The sequence below is a fragment of the Parvularcula marina genome, assembly GCF_003399445.1.
In the GTDB taxonomy this organism is placed as follows: Bacteria; Pseudomonadota; Alphaproteobacteria; order Caulobacterales; family Parvularculaceae; genus Parvularcula; species Parvularcula marina.
Window position 1 is genome coordinate 2,838,897 of the sequence record NZ_QUQO01000001.1, and the last position, 25,850, is coordinate 2,864,746.

General features: G+C 55.2%; 23 protein-coding genes. 18 read left to right on the forward strand and 5 right to left on the reverse strand.

Annotated elements, in window-relative coordinates; all coding sequences use genetic code 11:
- The first annotated feature begins 25 nt into the window (after positions 1–25).
- A complete protein-coding gene (locus DX908_RS13615) occupies positions 26–1,684 on the forward strand; it encodes a type IV secretory system conjugative DNA transfer family protein (protein WP_116392845.1) in 1,659 nt (552 codons plus the stop codon).
- 5 nt (positions 1,685–1,689) lie between these two features.
- Here the strand turns inward: DX908_RS13615 and DX908_RS13620 are convergent, their stop codons facing one another.
- The 3 genes from DX908_RS13620 to DX908_RS13630 are packed head-to-tail and all read right to left on the reverse strand — an operon-like array spanning position 1,690 to position 5,197.
- The gene (locus DX908_RS13620; protein ID WP_116392846.1) at positions 1,690–2,904 is read right to left on the reverse strand and encodes a J domain-containing protein; all 1,215 of its coding nucleotides are present in this window, start codon (positions 2,902–2,904) and stop codon (positions 1,690–1,692) included.
- A 36-nt stretch (positions 2,905–2,940) separates the two neighbouring features.
- On the reverse strand, positions 2,941–3,831 hold the full coding sequence (locus DX908_RS13625; RefSeq protein WP_116392847.1) for a hypothetical protein: 891 nt from the start codon (positions 3,829–3,831) through the stop codon (positions 2,941–2,943).
- Positions 3,818–5,197 (reverse strand): hypothetical protein, encoded by a 1,380-nt coding sequence (locus DX908_RS13630; protein ID WP_116392848.1) that lies wholly within the window; start codon positions 5,195–5,197, stop codon positions 3,818–3,820. Before DX908_RS13630 ends, DX908_RS13625 begins: the two co-directional genes overlap by 14 nt.
- 873 nt (positions 5,198–6,070) lie before the next feature.
- Between DX908_RS13630 and DX908_RS13635 the strand changes: the two genes are divergently transcribed.
- The gene (locus tag DX908_RS13635; RefSeq protein WP_147303810.1) at positions 6,071–7,051 is read left to right on the forward strand and encodes a hypothetical protein; all 981 of its coding nucleotides are present in this window, start codon (positions 6,071–6,073) and stop codon (positions 7,049–7,051) included.
- A gap of 251 nt (positions 7,052–7,302) precedes the next feature.
- Positions 7,303–7,977: a hypothetical protein gene (locus DX908_RS13640; RefSeq protein WP_116392850.1), complete on the forward strand. Its 675-nt coding sequence runs from the start codon at positions 7,303–7,305 to the stop codon at positions 7,975–7,977.
- On the opposite strand, the gene DX908_RS13645 is transcribed toward DX908_RS13640, so the two are convergent.
- Positions 7,974–8,324 (reverse strand): hypothetical protein, encoded by a 351-nt coding sequence (locus tag DX908_RS13645; protein WP_116392851.1) that lies wholly within the window; start codon positions 8,322–8,324, stop codon positions 7,974–7,976. The two genes, DX908_RS13640 and DX908_RS13645, sit on opposite strands and share 4 nt — an antisense overlap.
- A gap of 141 nt (positions 8,325–8,465) precedes the next feature.
- Here DX908_RS13645 and DX908_RS13650 point away from each other — a divergent pair, with 141 nt between their 5' ends.
- From DX908_RS13650 to DX908_RS13660, 3 genes are all read left to right on the forward strand, one after another.
- Positions 8,466–9,032, forward strand: a complete 567-nt coding sequence (locus DX908_RS13650) for a recombinase family protein (protein WP_116392852.1) — start codon at positions 8,466–8,468, stop codon at positions 9,030–9,032.
- Between the two features lie 184 nt (positions 9,033–9,216).
- Positions 9,217–9,471: a hypothetical protein gene (locus tag DX908_RS13655; RefSeq protein ID WP_116392853.1), complete on the forward strand. Its 255-nt coding sequence runs from the start codon at positions 9,217–9,219 to the stop codon at positions 9,469–9,471.
- Positions 9,468–9,833 (forward strand): DUF3768 domain-containing protein, encoded by a 366-nt coding sequence (locus tag DX908_RS13660; RefSeq protein ID WP_116392854.1) that lies wholly within the window; start codon positions 9,468–9,470, stop codon positions 9,831–9,833. The genes DX908_RS13655 and DX908_RS13660 overlap by 4 nt, the downstream gene beginning before the upstream one ends.
- Before the next feature lie 75 nt (positions 9,834–9,908).
- Here the strand turns inward: DX908_RS13660 and DX908_RS13665 are convergent, their stop codons facing one another.
- Positions 9,909–10,178, reverse strand: coding sequence for a metal-sensitive transcriptional regulator (locus DX908_RS13665; RefSeq protein WP_116392855.1), 270 nt, complete (start codon positions 10,176–10,178; stop codon positions 9,909–9,911).
- Between the two features lie 523 nt (positions 10,179–10,701).
- Between DX908_RS13665 and DX908_RS13670 the strand changes: the two genes are divergently transcribed.
- The 12 genes from DX908_RS13670 (at position 10,702) to DX908_RS13730 (ending at position 25,753) form a co-directional block, all read left to right on the forward strand.
- On the forward strand, positions 10,702–12,519 hold the full coding sequence (locus DX908_RS13670; RefSeq protein WP_116392856.1) for a copper resistance system multicopper oxidase: 1,818 nt from the start codon (positions 10,702–10,704) through the stop codon (positions 12,517–12,519).
- A complete protein-coding gene (locus tag DX908_RS13675) occupies positions 12,516–13,328 on the forward strand; it encodes a copper resistance protein B (RefSeq protein WP_199564719.1) in 813 nt (270 codons plus the stop codon). The genes DX908_RS13670 and DX908_RS13675 overlap by 4 nt, the downstream gene beginning before the upstream one ends.
- An 8-nt stretch (positions 13,329–13,336) precedes the next feature.
- Positions 13,337–14,275 (forward strand): DUF2231 domain-containing protein, encoded by a 939-nt coding sequence (locus DX908_RS13680; protein ID WP_116392857.1) that lies wholly within the window; start codon positions 13,337–13,339, stop codon positions 14,273–14,275.
- Positions 14,276–14,288: 13 nt separating this feature from the next.
- A complete protein-coding gene (locus tag DX908_RS13685; protein WP_116392858.1) occupies positions 14,289–14,747 on the forward strand; it encodes a DUF4396 domain-containing protein in 459 nt (152 codons plus the stop codon).
- A gap of 72 nt (positions 14,748–14,819) precedes the next feature.
- On the forward strand, positions 14,820–15,359 hold the full coding sequence (locus tag DX908_RS13690) for a DUF305 domain-containing protein (RefSeq protein ID WP_116392859.1): 540 nt from the start codon (positions 14,820–14,822) through the stop codon (positions 15,357–15,359).
- A gap of 87 nt (positions 15,360–15,446) precedes the next feature.
- Positions 15,447–15,794 carry a DUF2946 family protein gene (locus DX908_RS13695; protein WP_116392860.1) on the forward strand — a complete coding sequence of 116 codons (348 nt, stop codon included), beginning with the start codon at positions 15,447–15,449 and terminating at the stop codon, positions 15,792–15,794.
- A gap of 63 nt (positions 15,795–15,857) precedes the next feature.
- On the forward strand, positions 15,858–17,159 hold the full coding sequence (locus DX908_RS13700; RefSeq protein ID WP_116392861.1) for a TolC family protein: 1,302 nt from the start codon (positions 15,858–15,860) through the stop codon (positions 17,157–17,159).
- The gene (locus DX908_RS13705; protein ID WP_158548788.1) at positions 17,149–18,402 is read left to right on the forward strand and encodes an efflux RND transporter periplasmic adaptor subunit; all 1,254 of its coding nucleotides are present in this window, start codon (positions 17,149–17,151) and stop codon (positions 18,400–18,402) included. The genes DX908_RS13700 and DX908_RS13705 overlap by 11 nt, the downstream gene beginning before the upstream one ends.
- A gap of 10 nt (positions 18,403–18,412) precedes the next feature.
- Positions 18,413–21,541, forward strand: a complete 3,129-nt coding sequence (locus DX908_RS13710) for an efflux RND transporter permease subunit (RefSeq protein ID WP_116393115.1) — start codon at positions 18,413–18,415, stop codon at positions 21,539–21,541.
- On the forward strand, positions 21,538–21,987 hold the full coding sequence (locus DX908_RS13715; RefSeq protein WP_116392863.1) for a methyltransferase family protein: 450 nt from the start codon (positions 21,538–21,540) through the stop codon (positions 21,985–21,987). The genes DX908_RS13710 and DX908_RS13715 overlap by 4 nt, the downstream gene beginning before the upstream one ends.
- 1,155 nt (positions 21,988–23,142) lie before the next feature.
- Positions 23,143–23,364, forward strand: coding sequence for a hypothetical protein (locus tag DX908_RS13725; RefSeq protein ID WP_116392865.1), 222 nt, complete (start codon positions 23,143–23,145; stop codon positions 23,362–23,364).
- The gene (locus tag DX908_RS13730; RefSeq protein WP_116392866.1) at positions 23,357–25,753 is read left to right on the forward strand and encodes a hypothetical protein; all 2,397 of its coding nucleotides are present in this window, start codon (positions 23,357–23,359) and stop codon (positions 25,751–25,753) included. The genes DX908_RS13725 and DX908_RS13730 overlap by 8 nt, the downstream gene beginning before the upstream one ends.
- The last annotated feature ends 97 nt before the right edge of the window (positions 25,754–25,850 follow it).

The window sequence follows — 25,850 nt, forward strand, 5'->3', positions numbered from 1 at the left end:
TCCGTTGCTAGTGAAGGGGGCGGGCATGCACGAAGTGACACTGCCGCGTGGTTATGAGGATGAAGAGCGTGATCTGCCTGAAGGACATACAGTCCAAGCCACGGCACGATGGATGGGACCATACGAGACCGAAGCTGCAATTCGCAGTGGTCGACTCCGTTATGCGGACGCGGGATTTTGGGTAGGGCGATCGCCAGCTTCCGGCGAACCGATCGCTGTGACGGATGATCGACATTCGATGTTGATCGCAGGGTCGCGCGCAGGGAAAGGGCGGTCTTGTATCGTTCCTAACCTCTGCTTGCACAAAGGCAGTGCAATCATTGTCGATCCGAAGGGTGAAAGCGTCGGTTTGACGGCCGCCCGGCGTGGCTACGGCACGAGCCGGATTTCCGGACTCGGACAAAACGTGAAAGTCCTCGACCCTTTCGGCGTGAGCAAAGGTGCCGATGACTATCTTGCGAAGTTCAACCCACTCGACATGATCAAGGAAAGTGACCCCGAGGCATGTGAGATCGCTGAATTGATCGCCGACGCTATCGTACTGCGCGGTTCCGACAAAGACGCTCACTGGGATGACACCTGCCGGTCCCTCATCCAGGCCGTCGAGTTGTTGGTGGCCACCGATCCGGAATTTGTGGACCGGCGAAGTCTCGTGACAGTAAAGAGACTGATCCAGGGGACGGATCCCGCCGTCTTGGCGCCGCCGGATTCTGGTGTTCTGGATAAGGATGATACGGAACTTAGCCCTTTTTTCCGTCTGATGGAGCGGATGGAGAAGCGTGCCTATGATGGCACGCCGGTCGGCGACATTATCGGAGGAGCCGTCAGCAATCTGATAAATATGGGGTCCAATGAGTTTGGTTCGGTGATGTCGACTGTCAACAGGAATCTGAAGTTTCTCGACAGTCCGGGTATACAGGCGTGTATTTCGGGTGAGAATGACTGGAAGCTGGATGAGTTGAAGACTGACGCCAGGGGCCTCACAGTCTATCTCGTTTTGCCTCAGCGTTACATGGCGACCCATAACCGTTGGCTTCGTATGCTGATCACGTTGACGGTTACCCGGATGGAAGCTGTTGATAAAAAACTCCCAAAAGACCGGCCCGTGTTGATGGTCCTCGATGAATTTTCTGTACTCGGGTATCTCAAAATCCTCGAAACATCCGCTGGCTACATGGCTGGCTATGACCTGAAAATGCTGACCGTGATACAAGACCTGTCGCAATTGAAACGTCATTACAAGGATAGCTGGGAGACTTTTCTTGGAAATGCTGGGACTATCATCGCGTTCGGCAACACTGACCTGACGACGCTGGAACATCTCTCCAAACGTCTTGGTGAGATCGAGATCGAGACAGTGAATCGATCTATATCCGATTCCATGACCGAAACGATCGGAGACATTTCTGCATCGGAAAAGGCTAAGCAGCGGCGTGAGAGTGGCGGGACGACCAATAGGTCGACTGCACATGCGAGAACGACGGCTGATCAGTTGCAACGTACGAAGACACCGTTGATGACTACTGATGAAATTCGTCGACACTTCTCGCGGGAGAGTGGTCTGCAAATGGTACTTCTCGCCGGTGCGCCTCCAATCGTATCGCTCAGAACAAATTACGATCAGGATCGGTTCTTTCACGACAAATGGGACGTGGGCGACGCCTATCCTGCGGTCGCGCCCTGAGCCTCTCACCACGCATGCCTCGTTTTAATGAGTTGCCAAGCAGCATTGATTTGCTTGGCGAGTTCGTCTGTTCCGCCCTGATCGGGATGAGTTCGCGCCATTAATTTTTTCCACTGGGCACGGGCTTCCTCTTTCGTGAAACCACCTTCCTCTAAACCAAGAATTGCGAGGGCTCTGTGATAGGTGCTGTCCCCATCATCCGGAGGGCTGTTTTGCGAAGTCCAGTCCTTACGGTCATTGTGGCGGTCGCCACCAGTTTGTCTGTAAGTTTTTTGTCTTTGCTCATGATGATTGTACTCCCGGTACTCTTCATGACGGTTACTCCTGGTACGTTGCTTAGACTTGCTACCCGCGATAAAGGGCCAACTGTACTTACCGAAGAGGAATTTAGGTATTCTGGAGAGAAGCTTGCCGAAGTCGAGATGAACCACCTCTTCGGCGAACCAGAGGAACATGCCGGTCATCTGCGGAAGAAGTAGAATGGTACATCCGACTGCGGCTGCGACAAGCGAGGCGATCAGCGAGGTTTCCCATTGGCGCAAAACAGCGAAGCAAATCGAGGTGAGCTGCAAGGTGTAGAAAACAAACTTGGCTCTGTGCTCGACGATCCCGAGCTTGCCGAATGACTGCCAGAATCGATGTCGATCATCCCTATTGGACAGAACCCACAGAGAAGCGATCATCTGCATCGTCCAGACGATCCAGAAGCTCTCAACCATCACTGTCGTCACTATCGATGAAGAAAAAAGATCGGATATACCGCCCCATTCACCGGCAGTGGGAAGCGACGAAAGGGTGACATCGTCGATGTTGTTCAAGGCCTGAAGAGTCATCCAATTAATGGAATCCGCCGTGATCACCAACAGATCGACCTCCACGACGTCACCATAGACGAGTTGCAGCACCGCGGGGACATAGAGCCAAAGGAAGCGGCCGATGAAGACGGCCAAAGCGATGCCCGCCATGACCCGGAAGAGATAGGCGACGAGCCGGACGGGGAGAGGGATCTGACGCCATTTTAGATCTTTACCACCAATGGACGAGCCGACGACCCCGATACTTCGTACGAAGGCAAGGATGGCCAATAGACCAACAGCAATGCCGGCCAGCATACCCGCTGTCTCGAGGTTGAGATAAATAGTTCTTACTAGGATGAAATGCGCAATCAGAAACCCGATCACCATTTTCGCTACCCCGGCGAAAGTGTGTTCCTGATCCATCGCGTCATCTCCGATCTGATATTGCTGCCCGAGGCGTCAGTTGCGATACTGCAGTGTTCGGCGCTCGACAGCACTCGCTCCGTTCGTAGTGAAATAGTCGCGGAAGAATCGCCAAATCTCATCCGACCCAGTGCAAAACGGGCCGTAGCCTGGGCGGAGAAGCATCATGAGTTCAACATGAACATCAGACAGATCCCCCGGGGCGATGGCACTGTAGCCGGACCGTTCCGCGAACGTCGCAAAGCTCGGCATGTCACCCTTTACTACGCAGAACTGGGCAAGATCCGAATTTTGAACAAAGTCTGACACGATAATCAGACGTGTGGGGGCGGAGTTGAAATCGTTCTTTCGTGAAACTCCGGAAATTTGCTCAAGTATGGGGCTGTGGGACACATCATCCGGTGCGTCTTCACTCGACCATCCGAAGACTCGTTCTAACGCGTCGCTCGTCGGTGTAAGGAACTCATCTTCGTATAGACGCTCAAGATAAACGTCACTGCCGCGGATCTTCGTTCCCATCTGGGACGCCTCAGCAGCGCTCCGTGGGGGACGACACATGGTAAATACCGGCCGTGGCACCGACGCGAGGTGATCTCCATGTGTGGTATAGACCACTAGGCGTTCGCCGACACGAAGCTGATCGATGATTTCTTCAAGCCGGTTCAGGATGGCCCGGTGCTGTGATATGCTCCATTTCGGGTTGGAAACGTCCGCCATTACGACAGTTTCGGCAGTGTGGGTTCCATCAACACACAATGCTTCATCTATCTTCGCAGTTTTTGGTCGCAGGGCCGTCCACCCAAGGAGGCCGCCTACGATAATAATGACGCCGGCGATCGAGCCGTATTTCTTGATATCGAATTTGTTTCTTCTGGGACGGCGGCGAGGGCGGCGGCTCGACCGCGAAGATCGGTTACTCCTTGTCATCTGATTTCTCCTCTGAACTATTAAACTTCGTGTACGCAGTTTCGACACGTGCCCTCGCATCTTGATATGCGCGCTCTAATTCAGCTCTGCGACTTGTCGCCCACGCAGCGGCTGCTCCTGGTTGTGGGACGTCTGGAGGGGTCCAAGCCTTGGGGGCTATATCTAGAAGCTTATCAATATCAATTGCGTCAGTGGTGAACTCGCGACGCAGGATTGATCGTATATCATCGGATAGTTCGGATAACTCCGCTCTGAGAGCATCTTGAGCTTCTTGCCGAAGTGCGTCGAAGTTCGATTCCAGCTCAGCGGCTTCATTCAGTACTTCTTGCATTTCCAGTTCTTCGTCATTCCATTCGATCAGCATGCCCTCATTATCGTCGCTGATATCATCGAACAGTTCGTCAATATCCTCTCGCGCTGTTCTGGCGATCTCTGCTGCTTTCACCATGGGCCGTTCCATGGCTGCAGCATATATCTCAGAATACTGATGGTATGGATCTGCAAAGGAGTGAACTCCTTTGAGAAAACTCGCACCGGAGAAAACAATTCCCAAAGAGATAAGGAGCCAGCTTTCGTACGAATCAAAGACTGTCTGGAAATCAAGAAAATATTGGGTCACAGCCTCGAATTCACCCGTAGCTCGTACCACGGCGGTCAGGTAATGCATCACTCCGGTTGTCACGAGCCAGGCGAATATGCCTAAGCGAGCTAGTCGGCGGCGCCGACGCATTGGTGGCGTTGACGTTCTAGCCCGTTTTCCAAAATCCCACGAACGACCAAAAACGAAACCTGCAAACGCAGACAGAGATACGTTTACGGACGAAATCATCAATCCCTTGAGCAAGCCGGAAGTAACATCGGCAGTAAAACCATTGCCAGCCAAAAAAATCCCGGTTGCTATTCCTTCTAGGCTAGCAAGCAGGGCGAGAATGGATGCTGACCGCAATGGGTCTTCGCGGACAATAGGTGGTCTTTCAATTCGATGCTGGTGTTGAAACGCCCGAAGAAATCGAGTTCCGTCGTTCCTTTCCTGAGTGACCGCCAACAATCTGGCTACCGCTGTGGATGCGATGCTGAGCATTTCATCAGATCTGGGATCAGTCAGGCTGTGGTTTTTAGTTTTTGCTGTTAGTTGCGCTGCCAGTACCTCAGCTTCGGAACGGCTAAAACTTAGTTGACCGTCAATCTCAGCAAGTTGGGATTTATAGTATTGGCTGACTTTTAATATATCTGTCGGGATATCCCCGTCGACATACACATCCATAAGCAGGTCGGTATATCGCGAGGTCGGAACAGATACTCTTCCTTCCTTAGATCGAATAAACCTTCCAATCAGGTTCAGGAATAGCCTACTGCGTTGCGCCATCGTATTCACCCCTTGTGCGCCTGGAGAATGAGAAAATATATTCATTACACAGAGCAAAATTAGAGGGCCCCCGCTGTCGGGGGATGCTTCTAAAAAAGTACGTGTAAAGATATGTGTGGAAAGGCGTTATCCATGCTGGTCCGACAAGGGACACCCGGCTCACGCCGGAGACCACGATACCGCAGCGGATTGGAGCGATTGACATCGCCTTCCTCTCAGTTCTTACCGATAGAAGGCGTTGACTGGGGGACAAAACCGTCCCTAAAAGCCATGTTCCTGTGATTCACCACAAATCATAGGGAACTGCCTAACGGTAGTTTTATGCTCGCGCCGAAGGGTACAACCCTTCGGCGCACTGCCATCGGGCTCAATTCCCTTCATTTAGGGGCCAGAGTGTACTCCCAAAGATTAACGGGCACAAGCAGATCATATCAGTGCCCACAGGCGTCATTACTGAATTGTTGGCAGAAAATAGCTAAATTTTCAGCTTAATCGAAATCTGATGTAAGTACTGAAGCCAGTAGCTCATTAATGAGAAGGTTGAGGCTCACATTTCGTTCATCGGCGAGCTCATCAAGCCGATCTCTAGTATCTTGTTTTAAACGGATTTTTGTTACTCGCGTCTCCCCAAATGCCTGACTCGCGCTACCTCTAACCGGAGGGCCGAAAGTCAGGTTTCGGCGGCGAGTTTTCTTGGACTGAGACATGAACTACCCAACGCAAAAATTGTGCAAGACAAAATAATTAGCATAAAATGCTAACATAATGTTGCATCAATGCAACAAAAAAATTGCTTTGGCCGTATTCTTGGCTCAATCGGCCTCGTGTATAGTAGGGCAGGAGTTGTCCAGCAGGGAGCATGGAGTGTCCGATATGGACAAAAAATTGTCCGAACGAGACAAAATCGCGGCAAGCTTAGCGGCAACAGCTCGAGGCGGTGCGCTGCGACCAGAGCAGCTGAGGGCGCTACGAGCACTCGCGGATTACGCGAGTCATCGGTTCGGGTTGACGCGAGATGAGTTGCGGCGTCTCTCAAACATGAAAACAACTCGCGAGCTGTCGCGTGTGTTCTCCGGCGGGGCCGTTGCTCACCACCTCGATGTTTTCCAGGCGCTGAAGGAATACTACACCCCTCTCGCGTCGCAATGTGATGCGTGGCTTCAACCCACACTGCATTATCTCTTCGCTCTCAAGCAGCACGACGATGATGACGAGGATACTTCGGGCAGATTCGGAGACGCTGGTCTGCTCGACACACAGCTGATGCGTGCGGCTAACTTAACCGAAAAACACATCTCGGATTTTTGTGCTCGGTATGCAGGTAAGTATCGATTCTTCCGCTATGCAGCAGACCCGCTTGAGCCAGCGAGCGGTGATAAGTTTCGGATCATTATGGGCACATTGAATATCTTACGTCCGACTGCTCATCAAGTTGCTCCTCGATTTGAGGCAGGCTTCGAAGCTGCGCGCCCACGCGGCGTCACTGAGGCGTTGAGTGAGACGGGCGTTGTAGTTCCGTTCAATGATATGTTCTTAATATTTGGAATTGAGACTCATCATCAATTGACTCGTCCAATCATCATCTATTGTCGAGATATTCCTTGGGCGCATAATCGTGCCTTCCGTGGGATCGTGAATCGTCAGCATTCAAATCGAAGCGTGATTGCCTCTAAGTGTCTTTATGTCAGGAACGAGTATATCCCAGAACAGCTACTAAATGCATCTCTGTTCTATTTAAAGGAATCTGACATGGATTTTCTCAAGGATCCTCGTCTCAGTATTGATTTCGAAGATTTTCGAAACGTAGTCGAAAGTGACGGCAGAAGCGTACTGCAGGATTCTAAATCATACTGATGATCACTGGGAACGGAAAGATTGCACCTCAAGGATCACCCAATATTTAGAGAGTGCGAGAATCTTGAGTCACGGCTCTGGCATGTTTGCTGAGTTTTCCGTGCATGCATGAAATTGAACTATTTGTTTCCGATTCCTAGGCTTCTCAGAGGTGTGATTAATGGAATATTAATATCAGTAGACGTATAATATTCCTATGTGGGGGATTTGTACTAAATTCATGGATTCTGTTGTCGTGCAGTGGTTTTCGCATGACTGAGCGCACCCCACCTAAAAACCAAAACCAGATCGATTTGAGAGACAAGGCCGTTGAGGAAGCGACCGGCGGGAATGGTCCGAGGGCGTCGCGGTTCAAGACAGGTGAGAACGCACCTGAAGCGATCCGCGAGAAAGAGCGCAAGGCGCGGGCCGATCAGATGATGGCCCTGCAGGTTCAGCTCGCGACGCAGGCACAGATTGATGCCTATCTCCGCAGCCTCAGTGATCTACGCGACAGCGTGTATGACGCTATCGAGGAGAATGCGGACTTTATCGAACGCCTGCGCGGTGGCGCGGCCAAGCTGGAAGACGGTACAGCCGTTTATCTGCTGGCGGATGGCCGGTTCCGCACGGTGGAAGGCGATATCCTCACGCGCGATGAGCTTGCGGACGTGCCGGATAACCCGACGACCTGGGCGGAGTATGAGGCCGCGATCCAGCGCCGCGCCCAGCTCGCCCGGATCGAAAGCGATGTGATTGCCCCGGCAGAGGACAAGCTACGCAGCGGTGAAGCGACAACTGATGACCTCAAGCGGATCGAGGCGGAAATGAAAGAAGCTGTCGAGATCATCGAAAATCCCGCGAAGGAAGCTGCCGACGTCAGGTCCGAGACGAGGACGGCGCCTTCTTCAAACATCCAAATGAACGATATTTCCTTGGCACCTTAGAGACCGTCGCACCCAAACCGGGCGACCGCATAGACTGTTGCCGTTGCCTGTGTGGAAGGGTGCAATTCCATCACCTCTTTGACGCGCTGTTGCCCGTTGTGATCGCCAGTGAACCAATCTGACAAGCATCCTGATAGCTCCGGCTGATCTTTGGCGACCGTCTGCGCCATCATTGTCACAGCGCCGTGAACCCATGCCTGGCGCTCGCGATCCGGCAGCGCCAGCAAGTCGGAATTGAGCAATTCCCGCGCGGGCTTGTCGCCGATGACAGGGTGACGAACAGGCTCTTGCGCCTGTGCAGGCCCGATTAGGAGCGAAAAAATCGCGATTGTGGATAGGAGTCTCAAAATCGTTCCTTATCAGGAACACATGGAGTAACCTGAAAAAGCCATGGAAAACCTTGCCTCAAATGTGAGGCAACGCCCGTCTTGAAAGGGAACCCTTGTAAGATTGAAACGCAGGAGGGGCGCGGATTCCAGGAGGAGACCATGCGGCTCGGCTATATCAGAACATCCTCGCGCGAGCAGACCCCTGCACGGCAGATCGATGCCCTGACTGCCAAATGCGACAGGCTCTTCGTCGAACAGGTTTCCGCAAACAGGAAGAAGCGCCCTGTCTTCATCTCCGTGCAACGGCGGTTGCGAGCGGGCGATACGTTGGTGATTCATGATCTGGACCGCGCGTTCCGTTCAACGCTCGAAGCGCTCACCGTCATGCAACGCCTGACACAGCGCGAGGTAGCGCTCGAGGTTCTGTCCCTGAATATCAACACAGGCTCACCTGAAGGGGAGCTGCTCTATACGCAGACAGCCTCATACGCGCGTTACGAATGGCGTATCCTCAGCCGCCGGACGAAGGAAGGCATGGAGGCCGCACGTGCGCGTGGGGCAAAGATTGGCAGGCCGCCTGTCATAGATGAGGACAGCCTCGAATGGGCCCGATTGCTGATCGATAGCGGCTTGCGCGTTGAAGATGCGGCCTATGAGATCGATGCGGCGCGCTCGACACTCTATCGGCATTTGGCGGGGGGGAATACCTGCGATGGGGTTCATTGAGATCGCAGCTCTCTGTGGTGCCTGACAATCCAGTTCTCATCCATGAAATCCTGCCGGACTTTTTTGTGAGCGCTCAATGGGCGGCCCGCTTAAACGTGTGGCCCGTGAGCCCTCAAAAAAGCGCCCGGCTGATCTGGTTTCATGGACCTGGAATTCATCAGGCCAAAGAGAAAGGATCACGACAATGACCACCGATCAACACATTCAACAACCCAGCCAGCCTGTCTATCGTCTCGGCTTTGCGCCCTATGACGGGACCGACCGCAACGGGCAGAGAAAGCTCGGCTATCCTATCGAAATCGGCGCTGCGTTTCAGCGCCATGAAGCCGACAAGGGCCTTGTCGCCAAGTTCCGCATCATCCCGGCGAACATGACCGATGGCGTCCTGCTTCTCCTGCCGCCCAAGCCTGCGGCCCAGAACGGCGAGCTGGACGTATGAGCCGGCCTGCGACCGTAGCGAAGCTGAATGATCAGCTTCGCGCCCGGGTCGGACGTCCAGTGTTCCTCGGCGCAAACGAGCCAAAGCTGGGTACGATCCTGATGACGCGCGGCGTCATGGAGCTTGAGCCAGAGCATATCATTGACGTCTGGATGAAGGTTCGCAGCTTCGACAGCTTTACCGAAGATAATGATCCCTATGGAGAGCATGACTTCGGCAGCGTGACGCTCGGTACCGGCGAGAAAATCTTCTGGAAGATCGACTACTACGCCGATGAAGCCTGCGAATATGGCTCCGAAGATCCCAGTGATCCTAACCAGAGCTTCCGAGTTCTCACCATCATGCTCGCAGAAGAGTACTGAACCGCAAAAAAGCGGCGCTGCATCCGCAGTGCCGTTTTGATTTTTCTTCGACAAACGGGGGCATTCAGGGCCTTGTCATCGTTTCAGCTTGTCGAAAAGATCGATCAGCTCCGAGACTTTTTCCCGCTGGGCGTCGGCATCGGCGGAGCGGATGGCATCCTCAACGCAATGGGCGGCATGATCTTTGAGCACTTCGCTTTCGGCACGGGCGAGGGCAGCTTTGACCGCCTGCATCTGATGGAGCACATCGATGCAATAGCGGTCTTCCTCCAGCATCTTCGTAATGCCGCGCACCTGACCTTCGATGCGCTTGAGACGTTTGATCGTGGCTTCTGATTTTGACATTTGACCGATACCCTATGGGGGTATATGATCGGGATCGAAAGGTTGGTCAAGCGGCCCATGATGGCAAGCCTCAAGACAGCGCTATTCGTTGCACTCGCCCTCATGTTCGGGGCGAGCCAAACATGTGCTTGCGCCGTGTCAGGGCACGGTCATGCCGCACATCAGGCAGCCGAGACGCATGAGAGTAATCACGGCGCCCATCATCAGGAAAAACCACCCTGCGATGAGCAATGCCCGCATTGTGCGTCAGTTGAACTTGCCAGTTCTCTTGTCCCGGCGAGTCCCGCCATTGCTCCGAGCGCCTCGGCTTTCATCGACATTTCAGTCCCGCCGGAAATGGCCTTGGTTTTCCCGCCTCTCGCGCGGGCATCTCATGTCAGGCCGCGCGGAATCGACCCACCAAGGCGAAGTCCTGTCTCTCTAAAAGTCCGTCTCCTGAATTGAATCCACACTCAGCCGTCCGCGGCTGGGACAGCGCGCAGATGCGCCGGAAATTCGGATTCAATTCAATAGAGAGGACAAAATGGTATCACGACGAGAATTTTTAGGCACAGCGCTGCAAACCGGCGCTTTGCTGGGGCTGGCTAGCCTGTTGCCAGCCTGGGCCCGGCCATCATCGGCGGGCAATATGGGGCTTGAGGCCCTGACAGGCACTAATTTCGATCTCACTGTGGATCGGTTCCCTGTGATGATTGACGGACGGAAGGGAATGGCGACGGGCGTCAATGGTCATCTGCCGGCACCCCTGATCCGGTTCCGCGAAGGTGAGGAAATCACTCTCAATGTCACCAACAATCTGGATGAGGACACTTCGATCCATTGGCACGGCCTGCTTGTGCCGTTCGAGATGGACGGGGTTCCGGGGGTCACCTTTCCCGGCATCCGGCCCGGGGAGACGTTTCAGTACCGTTTTGCTGTGCCGCAGAATGGCACCTATTGGTATCATTCGCATTCGGGCCTGCAGGAACAGCTTGGCCATTACGGACCGCTGCTGATCGAGCCCAAAGGGACCGATCCGGTCTCTTATGACCGCGAATATGTCCTTGTGCTGTCCGATTGGAGTTTCGAAAATCCATACCGCATCTTCAAGAAATTGAAGACGATGAGCGAGAGCTACAATTTCAATCATCGCACCGTGCCGGATTTCCTCGCTGATGCTGCCGACGAGGGGGTTGGTGAGGCATTCAGGGAACGGGCCATGTGGGGCGGCATGCGTATGTCACCGCGCGACATCTCCGACGTGACAGGGGCGACCTATCACTTCCTGATCAATGGTCATGCAACGGCAGATAATTGGAACGGGGTGTTCAATCCCGGTGAGCGTGTCCGGCTGCGGATCATCAATGCCTCGGCCATGACCATCTTCAATGTGCGTATGCCGGGCCTGCCCATGACCATCGTTCAGGCCGACGGCCTGCATGTGCAGCCGCTGGAGGTCGATGAATTCCAGATGGGGGTGGCTGAGACCTATGACGTGATTATCGAACCGAAAGAGGCGCAAGCCTACGGGTTTGTGGCGGAATCGATCGACCGCTCCGGGCAGGCCGTCGCCACATTCGGGCCACGTCCGGGGATGCGAGCGGACGTGCCCGCGATGCGGCCTGTGCCGACCCTGAACATGAAAGATATGGCGATGGATCATGGCGCGATGGACGGCATGGGGAAGATGGACGGCATGGACATGAAAATGGATCATCCGTCCGGTCATGAGATGCATGAGGATCATGGCAGCAAGATCAAACGGGGGCCGGGCGTGGCAAATGTCGTCATGATGCCAAGCTCCCGCCTTGGGGAGCCGGGCACCGGCCTTGAAGACGTGCCGCACCGCGTCCTGCGCTATACGGATCTTCGCAGCCTAGAGCCCAATCCCGACACGCGCGCGCCTGAACGTGAAATCGAGGTGCACCTCACCAGCAATATGGAACGCTATATGTGGTCCTTTGACGGGGTGCAGTTCTCACAGATCACCTCACCGATCATCTTTCATGAGGGCGAGCGCGTCCGCATGACCATGATCAACAACACCATGATGAACCATCCCATTCATCTGCACGGTATGTTCTTTGATCTCGTCAATGGCGGCGGGCATCATATGCCGCGCAAGCATACTGTCATTGTGAAGCCGGGCGAGAAGCTCTCCGTTGATATCAGTGCGGAACATATCGGCGATTGGGCGTTTCACTGCCATCTGCTCTACCATATGTTTGCCGGGATGATGCAGGTCGTCTCCGTCCTGCCGCGTGAAGTGAATCATCCCCCCGGGATGAAGCATCCCCCGGGACATAAAACGTCCACGAAAGCGTCGATGGATCACCACGATCATGGGGGGATGCACGAATGAAAAAGTTCCTCACCATTTTAATGGCAGGCACAGTCATTGCCTCTCCCGGCCTCGCACAACATAGCCATGAGAGCGAAGCAAGTGGCGACAAGAAACCACTCTGGTCGCAGGCGGATGAATATTACGATCCCGACGAGATGGCCGAGGCGCGCGCTGCGGTACTCCATCATCATGGTAACAGCCCGTACTGGTTCGTCATGGCCGACCGGCTGGAAACACAGATCCATGAAGAGGAGGAAGTCCTCGTCTGGGATGCGCAAGGCTATTTTGGCGGTGACATCAACAAGCTCTTCATCAAGACCGAAGGGGAATATTCCTTCGAGGATGACGAAATCGAAGATGCAGAGATTCAGGCGCTATGGTCTCGTGCTGTCTCTCCCTACTGGGACGTGCAGGCCGGTGTCCGCTACGATGTCGAGCCGGATGGCCTCAGCCATGCCGTTCTCGGTGTGCAGGGGCTCGCGCCTTATCTCTTCGAGGTCGATAGTGCGGCCTTCCTAAGCGAGAACGGTGACCTGACAGCCCGCACGGAAGTCGAATACGAACTTCTGTTCACCCAGCGGCTCATTCTTCAGCCTCGTATCGAAGCCAATTTCTCGGCGCAGGATATCCCCGAGAGAGAAATAGGCAGTGGACTGACGGACCTCGATGCGGGGTTACGCCTGCGATATGAGGTGAAGCGGGAATTCGCGCCATATATCGGCATCGAATGGCAGAAATCCTTCGGCGATACCGCCGATTTTATTGAAGCGTCAGGCGGCGAGAGCGAAGGCACGGCCTTCGTGATTGGCGTGCGCGGCTGGTTCTAGGAGACAACATGGAAAACCTCATTCATCCAAATATCCATCCCGTCCTTGTTCACTTTGCCTACGGACTGACCTTCACATCGGCTTTGGCCTATGTCCTCGTGTTCTTGCGGGGGGTGAGGACGGGCGGAAGCGGTTTATTGACCGCCGCAAACTGGATGCTGGCATTCGCTGTTCTGTTTATCGCGCTGACCATCGCTGCTGGCTTTCAGGCTTATTACACGGTCGATCATGACGGTCCGTCACACGAAGCCATGACGACGCACCGGAACTGGGCTCTTGGGACCGCCAGCGCGGTACTCTCACTTGCACTCTGGCGCTGGGTCGGTCGGAAGTCTCCGCTCGGTCTGCCTTATGTCTTTGCCATGGTGCTGGCTGCAGGCCTTATCTCCGTGACCGGATGGTGGGGCGGCTCGGTTGTCTACAAGCATGGCATCGGTGTTGAGCGTTTGCCCGCGATCAGCGGCGAAGGGCACGACCATGATCACGGCGACGAAGGACATGACCATGGCGATGAGGAGGCAAAGAGCACATCCTCTGCAGAGATCCTGTCGCCCGAGGCCGGTTCTCCCGCTGCTGTCGTAGAAGCCTTTGCCGCCGCGCTTAAAGCCGGTGACGCAGCCGCACTCGAAGCGCTCGTCCATCCTGACATTCTCATTGCCGAGAGCGGCGGTGTCGAACGTTCCTTTGCCGAATATGCCGGGCATCACATGCCCGCAGATATGGAATTCATGGGCGCCGTCGATATCACTTTGAAGAACAGGTCCGTGCTCGAGGCGGCAGGGATGGCGACGGTGATTTCCGAATCCCGGCTTCACGGCACCGTCGACGGGAAAACCATTCATGCACGGATGATGGAAACCATGGTGCTCACGCCATCAGAGCAGGGTTGGCGAATTGCCCACATTCACTGGTCATCTGCTCCACTCACTGACGATCACGACCATTAAGGAGGGCCGGAAAATGACAGAAACACATCAGCATCACCATGGCGGCTCTCATAGCTCGCTCGTGACCTCCGCGCAGGCCACGCTCCACTGCCTGACCGGCTGCGTGATCGGAGAGGTCGCGGGGTTGATGATCGGGGTGACACTCGGGCTTGGCGTCTGGTCGACTATCGCTCTTGCCACGGGGCTTGCTTACATTTCCGGTTTCACGCTCGGCTTGCTACCGGTCATGCGACGTGAAAACAAAACATTCTGGCAAGCCTTCAAAATCATCTGGATCGGTGAGGCTCTCTCCATCGGTGTCATGGAAATTGCCATGAACTTCGCTGATTATCACATGGGGGGCATGACCGCCGGATCAGTTCTCGCACCACAATTCTGGTACGGATTGATCGTGGCGGTTCCTGCGGGCTTCCTTGCTGCCTGGCCGGTCAATTGGTGGCTGCTTCGGCGCAATCTCAAAAAGTGCCATTAACCCGAAGAAGGGAACTCATCTCTCGCGCAGACGTTTGCCAAATACGCCAACGAATAATGACAAGCGCGAGAGATGAATAATTATCTGAGATTTATACTGATGATCGCTACATCAACCGCCGTCATGCTGGGGTTGATGTATTTCAATACCTATGCGTGGGAGCACGTCTTTTGGAGTGAAACGCGCTTTTACATGGCCTTCGTGATGGGCGCGGCCATGGCTGCGGTAATGCTGAGCTTCATGCTGGGCATGTATAAGGATAAAAAGCTCAATCTCAGCATTTATGCCGGATCGGTTCTTGTATTCGGTGTCGCTCTTTTTCTTGTCCGCAGTCAGGTCACCGTCGGTGATCGCTCTTATATGAGCGCGATGATCCCGCACCATTCCATCGCCATCATGACTAGTGAACGCGCAAATATTGAAGATGCGCGTGTGCGCCAGCTTGCTGATGAAATCATCCGTGCCCAACGCCGAGAAATCAAAGAGATGGAATGGTTGATTGAGGATATTGCGCGAAACGGCATCGCCGATACAGATGGTGAAGCAGAACGCCGCCCGGTTCCCAAGTTCGAGGGCCGCCTGAATCTGCCCGAGCCATCCGTACCGTTATGAACTAACACAATATCCGTCCCGTGACATTTTGGCGGCACTTGAAAGAAATTAATGAAATAGCATTTCGGCTATGTTATATATGCTTTTATGAGCCGCTCGACTGTTCATCTTGTACGTTTTCTGGGCATGATCGTGATTGCTGTCTCGATCATGTGCGCACCTGCGGCTGAGGCACTTCATTCAGATCAGAAACAGGATGCCCCCTGCGAAAGCGTAGCGGACCATCAATCCGTTTCTGAGGATAGTGACCCCGACAATTCGCACAAGAAGACGCATCACGCACATCATTGCGGCGGCTGCCATCTGCATATTTACCATTCGCTTTTTGGTGATGTGACGCCCTCTGCGGACGTCTTCGCATCGCTTTTGCCTCTGACAGATATCGGGCCGGGCCTCTTGCAGCCAGATGGCCCCTTCCGGCCTCCTCGTAGCTGACATTCCCTTTTTTGGTGGCGCTTCTCAGCGCCGGGATAACTGTCAGTACAAGGAAAATTTTGCATGAAATTCGTCATATGCGGGGCGCTTTGCGTCCTTGCGTCCCTGTCAGGGGCCAGCGCAGCGCGCGCTGGTGCCTGCGGGCAACCAGCCGGACTTTACGTCCCGCCGATCCCTTCGAATCAACCCCTCACGTTAGATGCCGCGCTTGGCGCCGTGCGGTCTCTCTCTCCGGAGGCGAGAGAAGCGGCGCTTGAGGCGCGGGCGTCTCAAGCCGAGGCGCGCCAGGCAGGGCGCTGGAAGAACCCTTCGCTCATTTTTGAAGCCGAAAACTTCGAGGGCACCGGGCCGTTCAGCGGCTTTAATCAGAGTGAAACGACTTTCGCGATCGAGCAGGAGTTTGAACTTGGCGGACAGCGCTCCAAACGCCGCCGTGCCGCTGCGGCGCGCGCAGCCCTCGCCAGTGCCGATTGCGCGGTGATCCTGCGGGAGGCGGAGTTGCAGACGGCGCTGCTCTTTGAGGAACTCGCTGTTACAGCTGCGCTTACCGAGCTTGCGGGGGAAGCGGCGGCGCTTTCCGAGGAACTGAGTGAGGCCGTGCGCCGGCGAGTGGAAGCGGGTGCCGCTGCGCCGCCGGAGCTTTCACGGGCTTCGGCTGATCATGCGGCCTTGAAGGCCGAACATGGCGCGCTGAAGGCTGAACTCGCCAGCCTGCAATATGCACTGGCTGCAATGTGGGGGAGCGATGAGCCGCGCTTCGTATTGCCGGTGCTCAGCGAGGTGGGGCCGCTCACTGTTGATGGATCAATGCGTGCCCGGACCCATCCACGAATTCTGAGGGCGGAAGCCGCCAGCGAGATGTACCGGGCACAGCAACGTGCTGACCGCGCCGCGCTCTATCCCGATGTCAGTGTGACGTTCGGTATACGGCGGTTTGAAGAAACCGGTGAGGACGCTCTTGTCGCGGGGATTGGTATGCCGCTTCCGATATTTGACCGGAATCGCGATGCCGTTGCCGCTTCGGGCCACCGGGCAGATGCCGCAGAGGTCAGCCGGAACGCCGAATTGCGCCGTCTTGCGGGTGAGCAGGCCGCCTCGCTTCAGCGCGTGGAAATGCTGAAAGCGCGTGCAGAGCTACTCCAGAGCGAAGCACTTCCGGCGGCACAGTCCGCCTACACCGCTTCGGCGCGTGGTTATCAGGCAGGCCGGTTCAGCCTGACCGATGCGCTTGATGCGCGCCGCGCTCTGATCGGGACAAAGGCTGCCGCCATCGAGGCGCAAGGAGCGCTTCTTGCCGAACAGTTCCGTCTTGGCAGCCTCCTCGGAACAGCGCCGTTCAATGAAGGAGGCGATCATGTCCAATAAAATTTGTCAGATGATTCTTCTTGGATGCATCTGCCTGATGCTCCTGAGCGGTTGCGGCGAAACAGAAAGCACTGCTTCTGAAATGCCAAAAGTCGTGAATGCGACCGAGGATCATGCGCATGAAGATGAAAAATCGGATGATACGCACGACGATCAGCATGGTGAGGATCATGGCGAAGAGGGTGTCGAGCTGGAAGCCAGTGCAGCAGACGCGTTGGGGGTAAGGGTTCGCACCGCTTCCCTGTCGTCCTCCGAAGGTGTCCTGCAACTGCCTGCGGAAATTCGCCATGATGCCGATCGGGTGGCCAATATTGCGGCGCCCATCGCCGGGATCGTGAAATCTGTGACGAAATCCGAAGGCGCTCACGTCACGGAAGGCGAGGAGCTTGCCGTGATTTCAAGCCGCGAACTGGCTGATCTCAAGGCCGAGTTTATCTCGGCCAAATCCGCCGAAGCCCTTGCGCGGGCAGAGCTCAAGCGTGAAGAAAATCTGTTTGCCGACAAAATCACATCCGAAGCCGATCTACTCGCCGCCCGTGCGGCCTTCTCAAGGTCTCAGGCGGCGCGTGAGGCAGCGGAGACCAAGCTCCATGCTATCGGCCTTGATCATGATGTGATCGACAGGCTCGATCGTGCTGAGGATGGGGAATTGTCTCTCTTCAGACTAACCTCACCGCTGGCCGGTCAGGTGGTCAGGCGCGACCTCACTCTCGGTCAGTCCGTCGATGTGGGTACTGAGCAGCCGCTTTTCGTCGTTGCCGATACCAGCGTCGTCTGGGCCGATCTGGCGGTCTACAAATCCGATCTTGCCATTCTTTCCGAAGGCGCGCTCGTCACCTTTCAGAACGACAATCGCGAGCAACTGGCACAGGGAAGGGTCAGTTTTATCTCTCCTTTGATCGATGAAACGTCGCGTACGGCAACCGCTCGTGTTGTTCTTGCAAACACGGATGGAATGCTCCGCCCGGGGCAATTCCTCACAGCTCTGGTGGAGCGTGGGACTGACCGCGAGGCGGTCCTGATCCCCGAAGATGCTGTCCAGAGCGTCGAAGGACAGATGGCCGTCTTTGTGCCGAGCGATCATGGATTTGCACTTCAGCCAGTCAGGACGGGCGAACGCCTGAATGGACAGATCGAGATCGTCAGCGGTCTTGAGGCGGGTCAGCCCTATGTTGCTGAGGGGGCGTTCACCCTCAAAGCTGAACTTGAAAAAGCCGCCTTTGGCGACGGTCACAACCATTAAGGGGGGAATGATGATAAAACTGATGCATTCCATCACCGGCGCCAAATTGATCGCCATCGCTGCTGCGTTGGCAGTAACCGTAGGCGGATTATTTGCGTTCCGCAGCCTGCCCGTCGATGCGTTCCCGGATGTGACGCCCTCGCTCGTGCAGGTCTTCACCGAAACCGAGGGGCTCGCCCCCGAAGAAGTCGAGCGCTACGTCACCTTCCCGGTCGAAACGGCCATGTCGGGCTTGCCGAAGCTCGATCATATCCGCTCTGTCTCGAATTTCGGGCTCAGCGTCGTGAATATCTATTTCGAGGACGGCACGGACGTTTATTTTGCCCGGCAGGTCGTGGCCGAACGCCTTGCCGAGGCGAGGGAGGCCATCCCTGAAGGGTTCGGTGAGCCCGTGATGGGGCCGATCTCCACCGGGCTCGGCATCGTCCTTTACTACAAGCTGGTCGATGAGACGGGCACGCGCGATCTTGTCGAGCTGCGCGAAATTCAGGACTGGATCGTCAAGTTCCAGCTCCAGACCGTCCCCGGACTGACCGAAGTACTCTCGCTCGGCGGCTATGAGAAACAGTATGAGGTGCAGATCGAGCCAGCGGCATTGCTGCGCTACGATCTAGGCATTGCTGACGTTATCTCCGCCCTTGAACGGGGGAACAGAACCGAAGGGGCGCAGTTCCTCGAGCTGGGTGCGGAGCAATATACCGTCAGAGGGGTCGGGCTCGCCCGATCGATCAGCGATCTGGAAGAGACGGTGGTGAGCGCCATCGACGGCCGCCCGGTCCGCATTCGGGATGTCGCCGATGTGACCGTGGGCGGTGCCGTGCGGCAGGGGCTTGCGACCTCAAACGGGGAAGGGGAAGTCGTCGCGGCTCTCGTGCTCAAGCTCTATGGCGCGAACACGTCGGACGTCATTGAGCGTTTACGGACGCGTTTTGACGAGATTAACACCAACCTGCCGGACGGCGTGCAGGCGGTGCCGTATTACGATCAGGCGACGCTGGTGAACAAGGCATCGGCCACGGTGACCAATGCACTCTGGCAGGGCGCATTGCTGGTCGCCGTCCTGATCTTCACCTTCCTTGGCGGCTGGCGGCCCAGCCTCGTCGTTGTGCTCTCGATCCCGTTTTCGGTCGGTTTTGCCTTTATCGCCATGCAGATGCTGGGGATTTCCGCGAACCTGATGTCACTTGGCGGTGTGGCGATTGCCATCGGCATGATGGTCGATGGTGCTATCGTCATTACAGAGAATGTTGACCGTCTGCTCAGGGAGAGTGCCGGGCGGACGATCCGGCAGGCGGTTGCGGTCGCGGCAGGCGAGGTGATCGCTCCTTTGGCGGCGGCGGTCCTCGTCGTCATTATCGTCTTCCTGCCCTTGTTTGCTCTTGAGGGGGTGGAGGGGAAAACCTTCCGGCCGCTCGCGGCATCGGCGGCCCTCGCGATGACAGGGTCTCTCATCTACGCGCTGTTCATTGCGCCGGCCCTTTCGGCGATGGTTATGCGGCCGAAATCGGCGGCTGATGAGGGCCCTTCCATCTTTGGACGATGGGTCGGACGGTTGGCACAGCCCTTCATTGCCAGAAGGTCTTATGCGGTCGGGCTGGCGGTGACCCTGCTGGTGCTGGGCGGATTTTCGGCATCCCGGCTGGGCTCTGAATTCACGCCCGCCCTTGAGGAAGGCGATATTCTCCTGCGTCTCACCATGGCGCCGTCGATTTCGCTGACCGAAGCGAGGGCCACCGTGACCCGGACCGAAGCCCGGCTGATGGAGGCCTTCCCGGAGATCGACACCATCGTCTCGCGGATCGGGCGCGGCGAGGTGGGCGCCCATGCCGATCCGACCAACTCCTCGGAGAGTTTTGTGGCCCTCAAGCCCCGGCGTGAATGGCGAAAAGGGATGAACCCGGAAGATCTGCGTGATGCGCTTTCGGCTTTTCTCGAAGAACAGCCCGGTATCAGGGGCAATGTGGGCCAGCCCATTGCGATGTCGGTCGATGAACTTCTGACCGGGACCAGAGCGGAGCTGGCGGTGAAGATCTTCGGCCCCGACATGGATGTGCTCCGCGAGAAATCCGGTGAACTACAGCGCGTGCTGGGTACAATCGAAGGCGCGGCAGACATTCAGGCGGATCAGATCACCGGCGCACCGCAGCTCGTGGTGCGCATTGATCGCGAAGCCATTGGCCGGTTCGGCCTGTCGGTCGAGGATGCGCTTGATGCCCTGCGGGCGGGGATCGGCGGCGCTGAGGCCGGTGTCCTCTTTGAAGGCGTCCGCCAGTTCCCGATCATTGTGCGCTATCCGGAAGCTCAGCGCCGGACGGACAGGGATGTTGGCCGGGTCATTCTCAAAGGCTCAACCGGTGCGCAAATCCCGCTGGAAGCCGTCGCCGAGATTGAACGGGTCGTCGGCCCCCGGCAGATTACCCGCGAAGATGGCGAGCGTTTCATTACCGTTCAGGCCAATGTGCGGGGACGCGATATCGGTTCATTCGTACAGGAAGCGCAAGGTGCTGTGGCGTCCCGGCTTTCCCTCTCACCTGGCTATCGCATCGTCTGGGGCGGGCAGTTTGAATTGCAGCAACAGGCCAATAAACGGTTCGCCACGGTCATTCCCCTCACACTGGGGATTGTCCTCTTTGTCCTGCTGCTGGCCTTTGGGCGGCTTCGTTCAGCGCTCTTGATCCTGATCAATATCCCCTTCGCCCTGACGGGAGGGGCGACGGCGCTATGGATGACCGGTTTGCCGGTCTCGGTCCCTGCCACGGTCGGGTTCATCGCGCTGTTCGGCATTGCGCTCGGCAATGGCATGGTGCTGGTCAGTTATATGGATCAGTTTGCCCGTGCGGGCCGCGATCTGGATAAGCTTGCGCTCGATGCGGCAATGATGCGGGCACGCCCGGTATTGATGACCGCGCTGACGACCGCGCTGGGGCTCGCGCCGCTCTTGTTTGCCAGCGGGGTCGGCGCGGAAGTGCAGCGGCCACTGGCGACCGTCGTTATGGGCGGGCTGATCAGCTCAACGGCGCTGACACTGCTGGTCCTGCCAGCCTTCCACCGCTGGGTCGCGCCGCGGCCCGATGCGGAGAGGGCGGATGCTTCTTCAGCGAGCCCTCACACACAGCTCGTCCACAAGGGAGCAACATGATGCGTATCCCTCCTGTTTTGCAATTCCTATTCTGGGGCATCGCAGCGTGGGGCATCCAGAAACTGGTGTCAGAATATAACTATTCATGGCGCTATCAGCTGAGTGCGGCGCTTGGCTGCGCCGTTCTTGGTATTATGATATCTGGCTTAGGAGTGGCTGAGTTCGTGAAGTTCAAAACCACCCTCAACCCGGTCTCGCCGGATAAGGCTCAAAGACTTGTAACCTCTGGCATCTTCCGGCTCACGCGTAACCCCATGTATCTGGGGATGCTGCTGATCTTATCTGGCTGGCTCCTCTTCCTTGGAAATCCCTTCGCTGCCCCCACAGCCGCCGGGTTCGTCCTGATAATGAATAACATTCAGATTAAACCGGAAGAACGTGCTATGATGGTCAAGTTCGGCGAGGAGTATGAAGCCTATAGGCGGCGTACCCGGCGCTGGATCTAAGGGGGTTTGATGCCAAGGGGCCGACGCCCGACATCGCAAGCACGGCGACTGCCATGAGCGTTATGCAATCCGTACTGGATGGAGCGGAATACCGATCGAACCTATGTGCTGCATCCCGACCGTGAGGGCGGAGCCCTCTACGATTGGTGTAGTACCCTTTAGTCTCTGTCGGGTTTCACGGACCGCAAGATGTGCGTGGTAGTACCACGCTATCTTGGCAAGGGGACCCGCTGCGCGTCCCCGTTGCATCCCCCCCGGCCTTGGCGAATGACGGGCTTTGAGCCCTGATCCGCCAGCCAATCGTTTCGCCGATTGATCACGCCCAGCCTATCGCCGCTGGACCACTCGCAGGGAGACTTCGCTCTCCCTGCGCCCATCGATCAAAGGGGCTATCGCGCCCCTTGTGAAATCCGCTCGTCAGGGTGCGGCCCCCGACACCCGCCAATCAGGGGAGCGTTCCTGCTGCCCCCGATACCCCCATGACCATTTCATGGAGACCAACCCTGCGCAGGTTGGATGCACAAATAGATAAAAGTGCTCGTGAGTTTTGTAACCGCGCGCTATGGCGGTGTAAGCTAAGGCAAAGCAAAACTAGTGAGACGCGATGCTGTCAAGCATGCGTTTCGCAGGATGAAGGCGACGCTGTACTCTGAATAAAGTTTCAGCGGCGGTACATATTTGGGCTAGCCGAAGAACGACCAATCAACTGAAGCTGCAATGGGGCTGGACGTTTCAGAGGGCTTATGACCAGATTGGCCATTGCAAATAGGGAAGCAACCGTAGTGATTGAGAAAATCGCTCAAGAAGAAGTTTTCAACATCAAACAGATTTTCGTTCCCGTAGTTGCTAAGTACTTCCGCAGAGTAGTACGTAAACTTCACATTCTGTGTCTTCGCGTAGTTGCAAATTCCAAGGTTACCGGATTGACCTGATAAATGACCTCCGAGCCTCTTAAAAAGGCTGTTCTGCTTTGACTCGCTCATTCCAATGTATATAAGCTTCGAATTCGCGAAGGGGTACGCGATTTCGCTTTCAGTTAGATAGATAAAGTAAATGCCCGCGACTCCGCGAACAAATTTGATTTCTTGATCGCTAAGATTGTAAGTTTGTGTGAAGAGTATCCGCATTTTTTAATAATAAACAAGGGGATAAGCCTTGGCCACCGAAAACATAAAGACTGCCTCCGAAGTCATTGCCGATTTCCTAGACACTCAGGCCAAGGATGAATCCCTCGACGCAGACACTGTCGCTTCTATCAATACCCTTTGGGAGGAAGATGATCTTAGCAAGGTAAAGCTTCTGCGGAAGTTGGAAGAGGCACGCAAGGCCGCGATCACGGCTGACCTGGCGAGCGGAGGGGAGCCCGGTGATGACTAAAGTTCGCAAGATTACTGTCTCTCGTTTTCGCGGTGCACGCTTTGATCTCCCGCTCGATTTTTCAAAGAAAATGAAGAGTGTAGCCATCTTTGGAGAAAACGCATCGGGCAAGAGCACGATAACAGATGCCCTTGAGTGGTTCATTCATGATCGCGTAGGCCACCTGTGGCGGGAAGACTGCAAGCAGGATGCGCTCCGCAATGTGTTGGCCGACAATAAGCCCAGCAGCGTAGAACTGGTTTTTGATGGCGCCGACCGTAACGGAACCAAGGCGCTCTCCGACGCGCTGAAGACCTCAGCCACCTTTGCCAACGATGATGCGGAGAAGCTTGTTACCGACCTGAAAGGTGACAATATTTTTCTCAGGCACGCCGATATTGTTAGCTTTCTCGATAAAACAAAAGGTGGCAAGCGCGAGGCGATTGCCAACATTATTGGCTATAGCGAAATCACGAAATTTAGAAACGTCATTTTGCAAACGAAAAATCAGCTTGAAAAAGAGACTGAATACACGACAGCAAAACAGCAGATTCAACGCCTTCAATCGGGAATGATTGCAGAAGTAGAGCAGGTAGTCCCTAACAGAAAAGCGTTCTTTGACGTAGCTGCAAAGCTCATGAAGCCATTCGAGCTTAAGACAGAAGTGAAGGACGAAGATTCCTACGCTGAAGCTTCAGAAGAGCTGCGAGGACAGGGCAGCAGTGAAGAAAAGATACGACTGGCAGAACGACTCGCGCAGCTTGAGAAAGCTTGCGGTGATCTCTCCAAAGACCTTGATCAACTCTGGAATGATGCCGCGGCATTTACGGACAAATTCAACGCCCTCGCTAAAGAGAGCGAAAACGTCAACAAGCTTCGGCTTAGTGACTTTCTGACGCGCGGCAAGGCCGTTCTAGACGATAAGGTCTTTATTGACCCGCAGTGCCCCTTTTGTTTGGAACCCTATGAGCTTGCCCAACTTCAAGAAGAGGTCGGCAAGCGCCTTGAATTACTGGAAGCGTTACAAAAGCAGCTTGATGAAGCGGGCACGCTCAAGGATGCTCTTGCCGAGACCGTGACCAATGCGGGCGTCAAGACGAAAACGATCATTGAGACGTATGCTGATTTGGAAGATTTCTCATCGCTGATCGAGGCTGCCAAATCTGCGCGCCTTAAGCTGCGCGACTATCTGAAAGAACTGAAATCCGCCTTTGATGACAAAAAGGTTTTTCAGGCCCCCGCCGATTTCGATTCCGAACTGAAGGCGTTGCGTTCAGAATCTCAAAAGGCAGCGAAGCAAGCCGAGGAAGCTGCGAAGAAACTACAGCTTTCGGAACTGGAGAAGAAAGTCGCCGCTGCGTTGACTAAGCTCAAGACCGTTAGCGATCAGGTGAACGACTTCGAGAGTTATCAGAACATAAAGGGTGTTTACGAAGCCCAAATCATTACTCTTTCCTCGATGCTGGATGCATTTATCAAGGTTCAAAACGGGGCGCTTCAAGCCGTGTTGGATACCATCAGTGATGATGTCGGGAAGTTCTACAAGGCACTGCACCCCAAGGAAAGCGTGGATAAGGTGCGCCTGACTATGGTCGGTGATGAAGGCGTCGAGTTCGAGTACACCTTCCATGGGAAGCAGACCCAGCCCCCACGCAAATATTTAAGTGAAAGTCACCTCAATAGTCTCGGCGTGGTGCTGTTCCTCGCCAACGCTCGCATTTTCAACAAGCACGCCAAGTTCCTAGTGCTGGATGATATCGTCACAAGCTTCGACACATCGCATCGTCGCAGGCTCTTACGCCTGTTGCGCGACGAGTTCTCCGATTGGCAAATTATCATCCTTACACACGAGAATATCTGGTTTGACATCATCAAAAGAGAAATGGGGCAATATGGCTGGATATTTCATGAGGTCCGGTCCGACGGTACCAACGGAATCCTTCTCGAGAATAGCCCCGCGACACTGAAAGAAATTATCGAAGAAAAGAAGGGCAAAGAGGACGTTACCAATGACCTGCGGAAACTACTTGAGCTTGCTCTGAAGAACATCTGCTTGGCTCTTGAGGTAAAAGTGCCCTTCCGGTTCAACGACAATAATGAAAAGCGAATGTCTGATGAATTGATCAGCGCACTGCGGTCAACACTTAAGGACAAATCGCCCGATCTGCTGGATACACAAATTTTCTCCGATCTGGCAGGCTCGGCCCTCATCGCAAACCTAGTATCTCACGACAATGCCGACAAAATTGTCGGTGAAGATATTGATGTGTTGATCGAAGATATTGAGAAGCTCATAGCTCTTTTTGTCTGTAAGCATTGCAACCGCCATATCCGCGCAGAGATAGATGTTCCCGGTGAGAAAGCTATCTCATGCAAATGTGGCAAATCAAAAATTCCATGGAAGTCTTGATTTGGCGCATCCATTGAACCAGGCTCGCGTGAACCGATCCAGCAAGCTGTCTCGACCATTCGGCTTCGATCCCTTGCGCATTTTCTAAGGGGCTTCG

Excerpts from the sequence above, each read along its gene's own strand:
- DX908_RS13730 (WP_116392866.1), top strand. The coding sequence starts at position 23,357 with ATGACTAAAGTTCGCAAGATTACTGTCTCTCGTTTTCGCGGTGCACGC.
- DX908_RS13710 (WP_116393115.1), top strand. The coding sequence starts at position 18,413 with ATGATAAAACTGATGCATTCCATCACCGGCGCCAAATTGATCGCCATC.
- DX908_RS13675 (WP_199564719.1), top strand. The coding sequence starts at position 12,516 with ATGAAAAAGTTCCTCACCATTTTAATGGCAGGCACAGTCATTGCCTCT.
- DX908_RS13635 (WP_147303810.1), top strand. The coding sequence starts at position 6,071 with ATGGACAAAAAATTGTCCGAACGAGACAAAATCGCGGCAAGCTTAGCG.
- DX908_RS13690 (WP_116392859.1), top strand. The coding sequence starts at position 14,820 with ATGAATAATTATCTGAGATTTATACTGATGATCGCTACATCAACCGCC.
- DX908_RS13700 (WP_116392861.1), top strand. The coding sequence starts at position 15,858 with ATGAAATTCGTCATATGCGGGGCGCTTTGCGTCCTTGCGTCCCTGTCA.
- DX908_RS13630 (WP_116392848.1), bottom strand. The coding sequence starts at position 5,197 with ATGGCGCAACGCAGTAGGCTATTCCTGAACCTGATTGGAAGGTTTATT.
- DX908_RS13665 (WP_116392855.1), bottom strand. The coding sequence starts at position 10,178 with ATGTCAAAATCAGAAGCCACGATCAAACGTCTCAAGCGCATCGAAGGT.
- DX908_RS13670 (WP_116392856.1), top strand. The coding sequence starts at position 10,702 with ATGGTATCACGACGAGAATTTTTAGGCACAGCGCTGCAAACCGGCGCT.
- DX908_RS13660 (WP_116392854.1), top strand. The coding sequence starts at position 9,468 with ATGAGCCGGCCTGCGACCGTAGCGAAGCTGAATGATCAGCTTCGCGCC.
- DX908_RS13715 (WP_116392863.1), top strand. The coding sequence starts at position 21,538 with ATGATGCGTATCCCTCCTGTTTTGCAATTCCTATTCTGGGGCATCGCA.
- DX908_RS13655 (WP_116392853.1), top strand. The coding sequence starts at position 9,217 with ATGACCACCGATCAACACATTCAACAACCCAGCCAGCCTGTCTATCGT.
- DX908_RS13620 (WP_116392846.1), bottom strand. The coding sequence starts at position 2,904 with ATGGATCAGGAACACACTTTCGCCGGGGTAGCGAAAATGGTGATCGGG.
- DX908_RS13705 (WP_158548788.1), top strand. The coding sequence starts at position 17,149 with ATGTCCAATAAAATTTGTCAGATGATTCTTCTTGGATGCATCTGCCTG.
- DX908_RS13680 (WP_116392857.1), top strand. The coding sequence starts at position 13,337 with ATGGAAAACCTCATTCATCCAAATATCCATCCCGTCCTTGTTCACTTT.
- DX908_RS13695 (WP_116392860.1), top strand. The coding sequence starts at position 15,447 with ATGAGCCGCTCGACTGTTCATCTTGTACGTTTTCTGGGCATGATCGTG.
- DX908_RS13615 (WP_116392845.1), top strand. The coding sequence starts at position 26 with ATGCACGAAGTGACACTGCCGCGTGGTTATGAGGATGAAGAGCGTGAT.
- DX908_RS13650 (WP_116392852.1), top strand. The coding sequence starts at position 8,466 with ATGCGGCTCGGCTATATCAGAACATCCTCGCGCGAGCAGACCCCTGCA.
- DX908_RS13685 (WP_116392858.1), top strand. The coding sequence starts at position 14,289 with ATGACAGAAACACATCAGCATCACCATGGCGGCTCTCATAGCTCGCTC.
- DX908_RS13640 (WP_116392850.1), top strand. The coding sequence starts at position 7,303 with ATGACTGAGCGCACCCCACCTAAAAACCAAAACCAGATCGATTTGAGA.
- DX908_RS13625 (WP_116392847.1), bottom strand. The coding sequence starts at position 3,831 with ATGACAAGGAGTAACCGATCTTCGCGGTCGAGCCGCCGCCCTCGCCGC.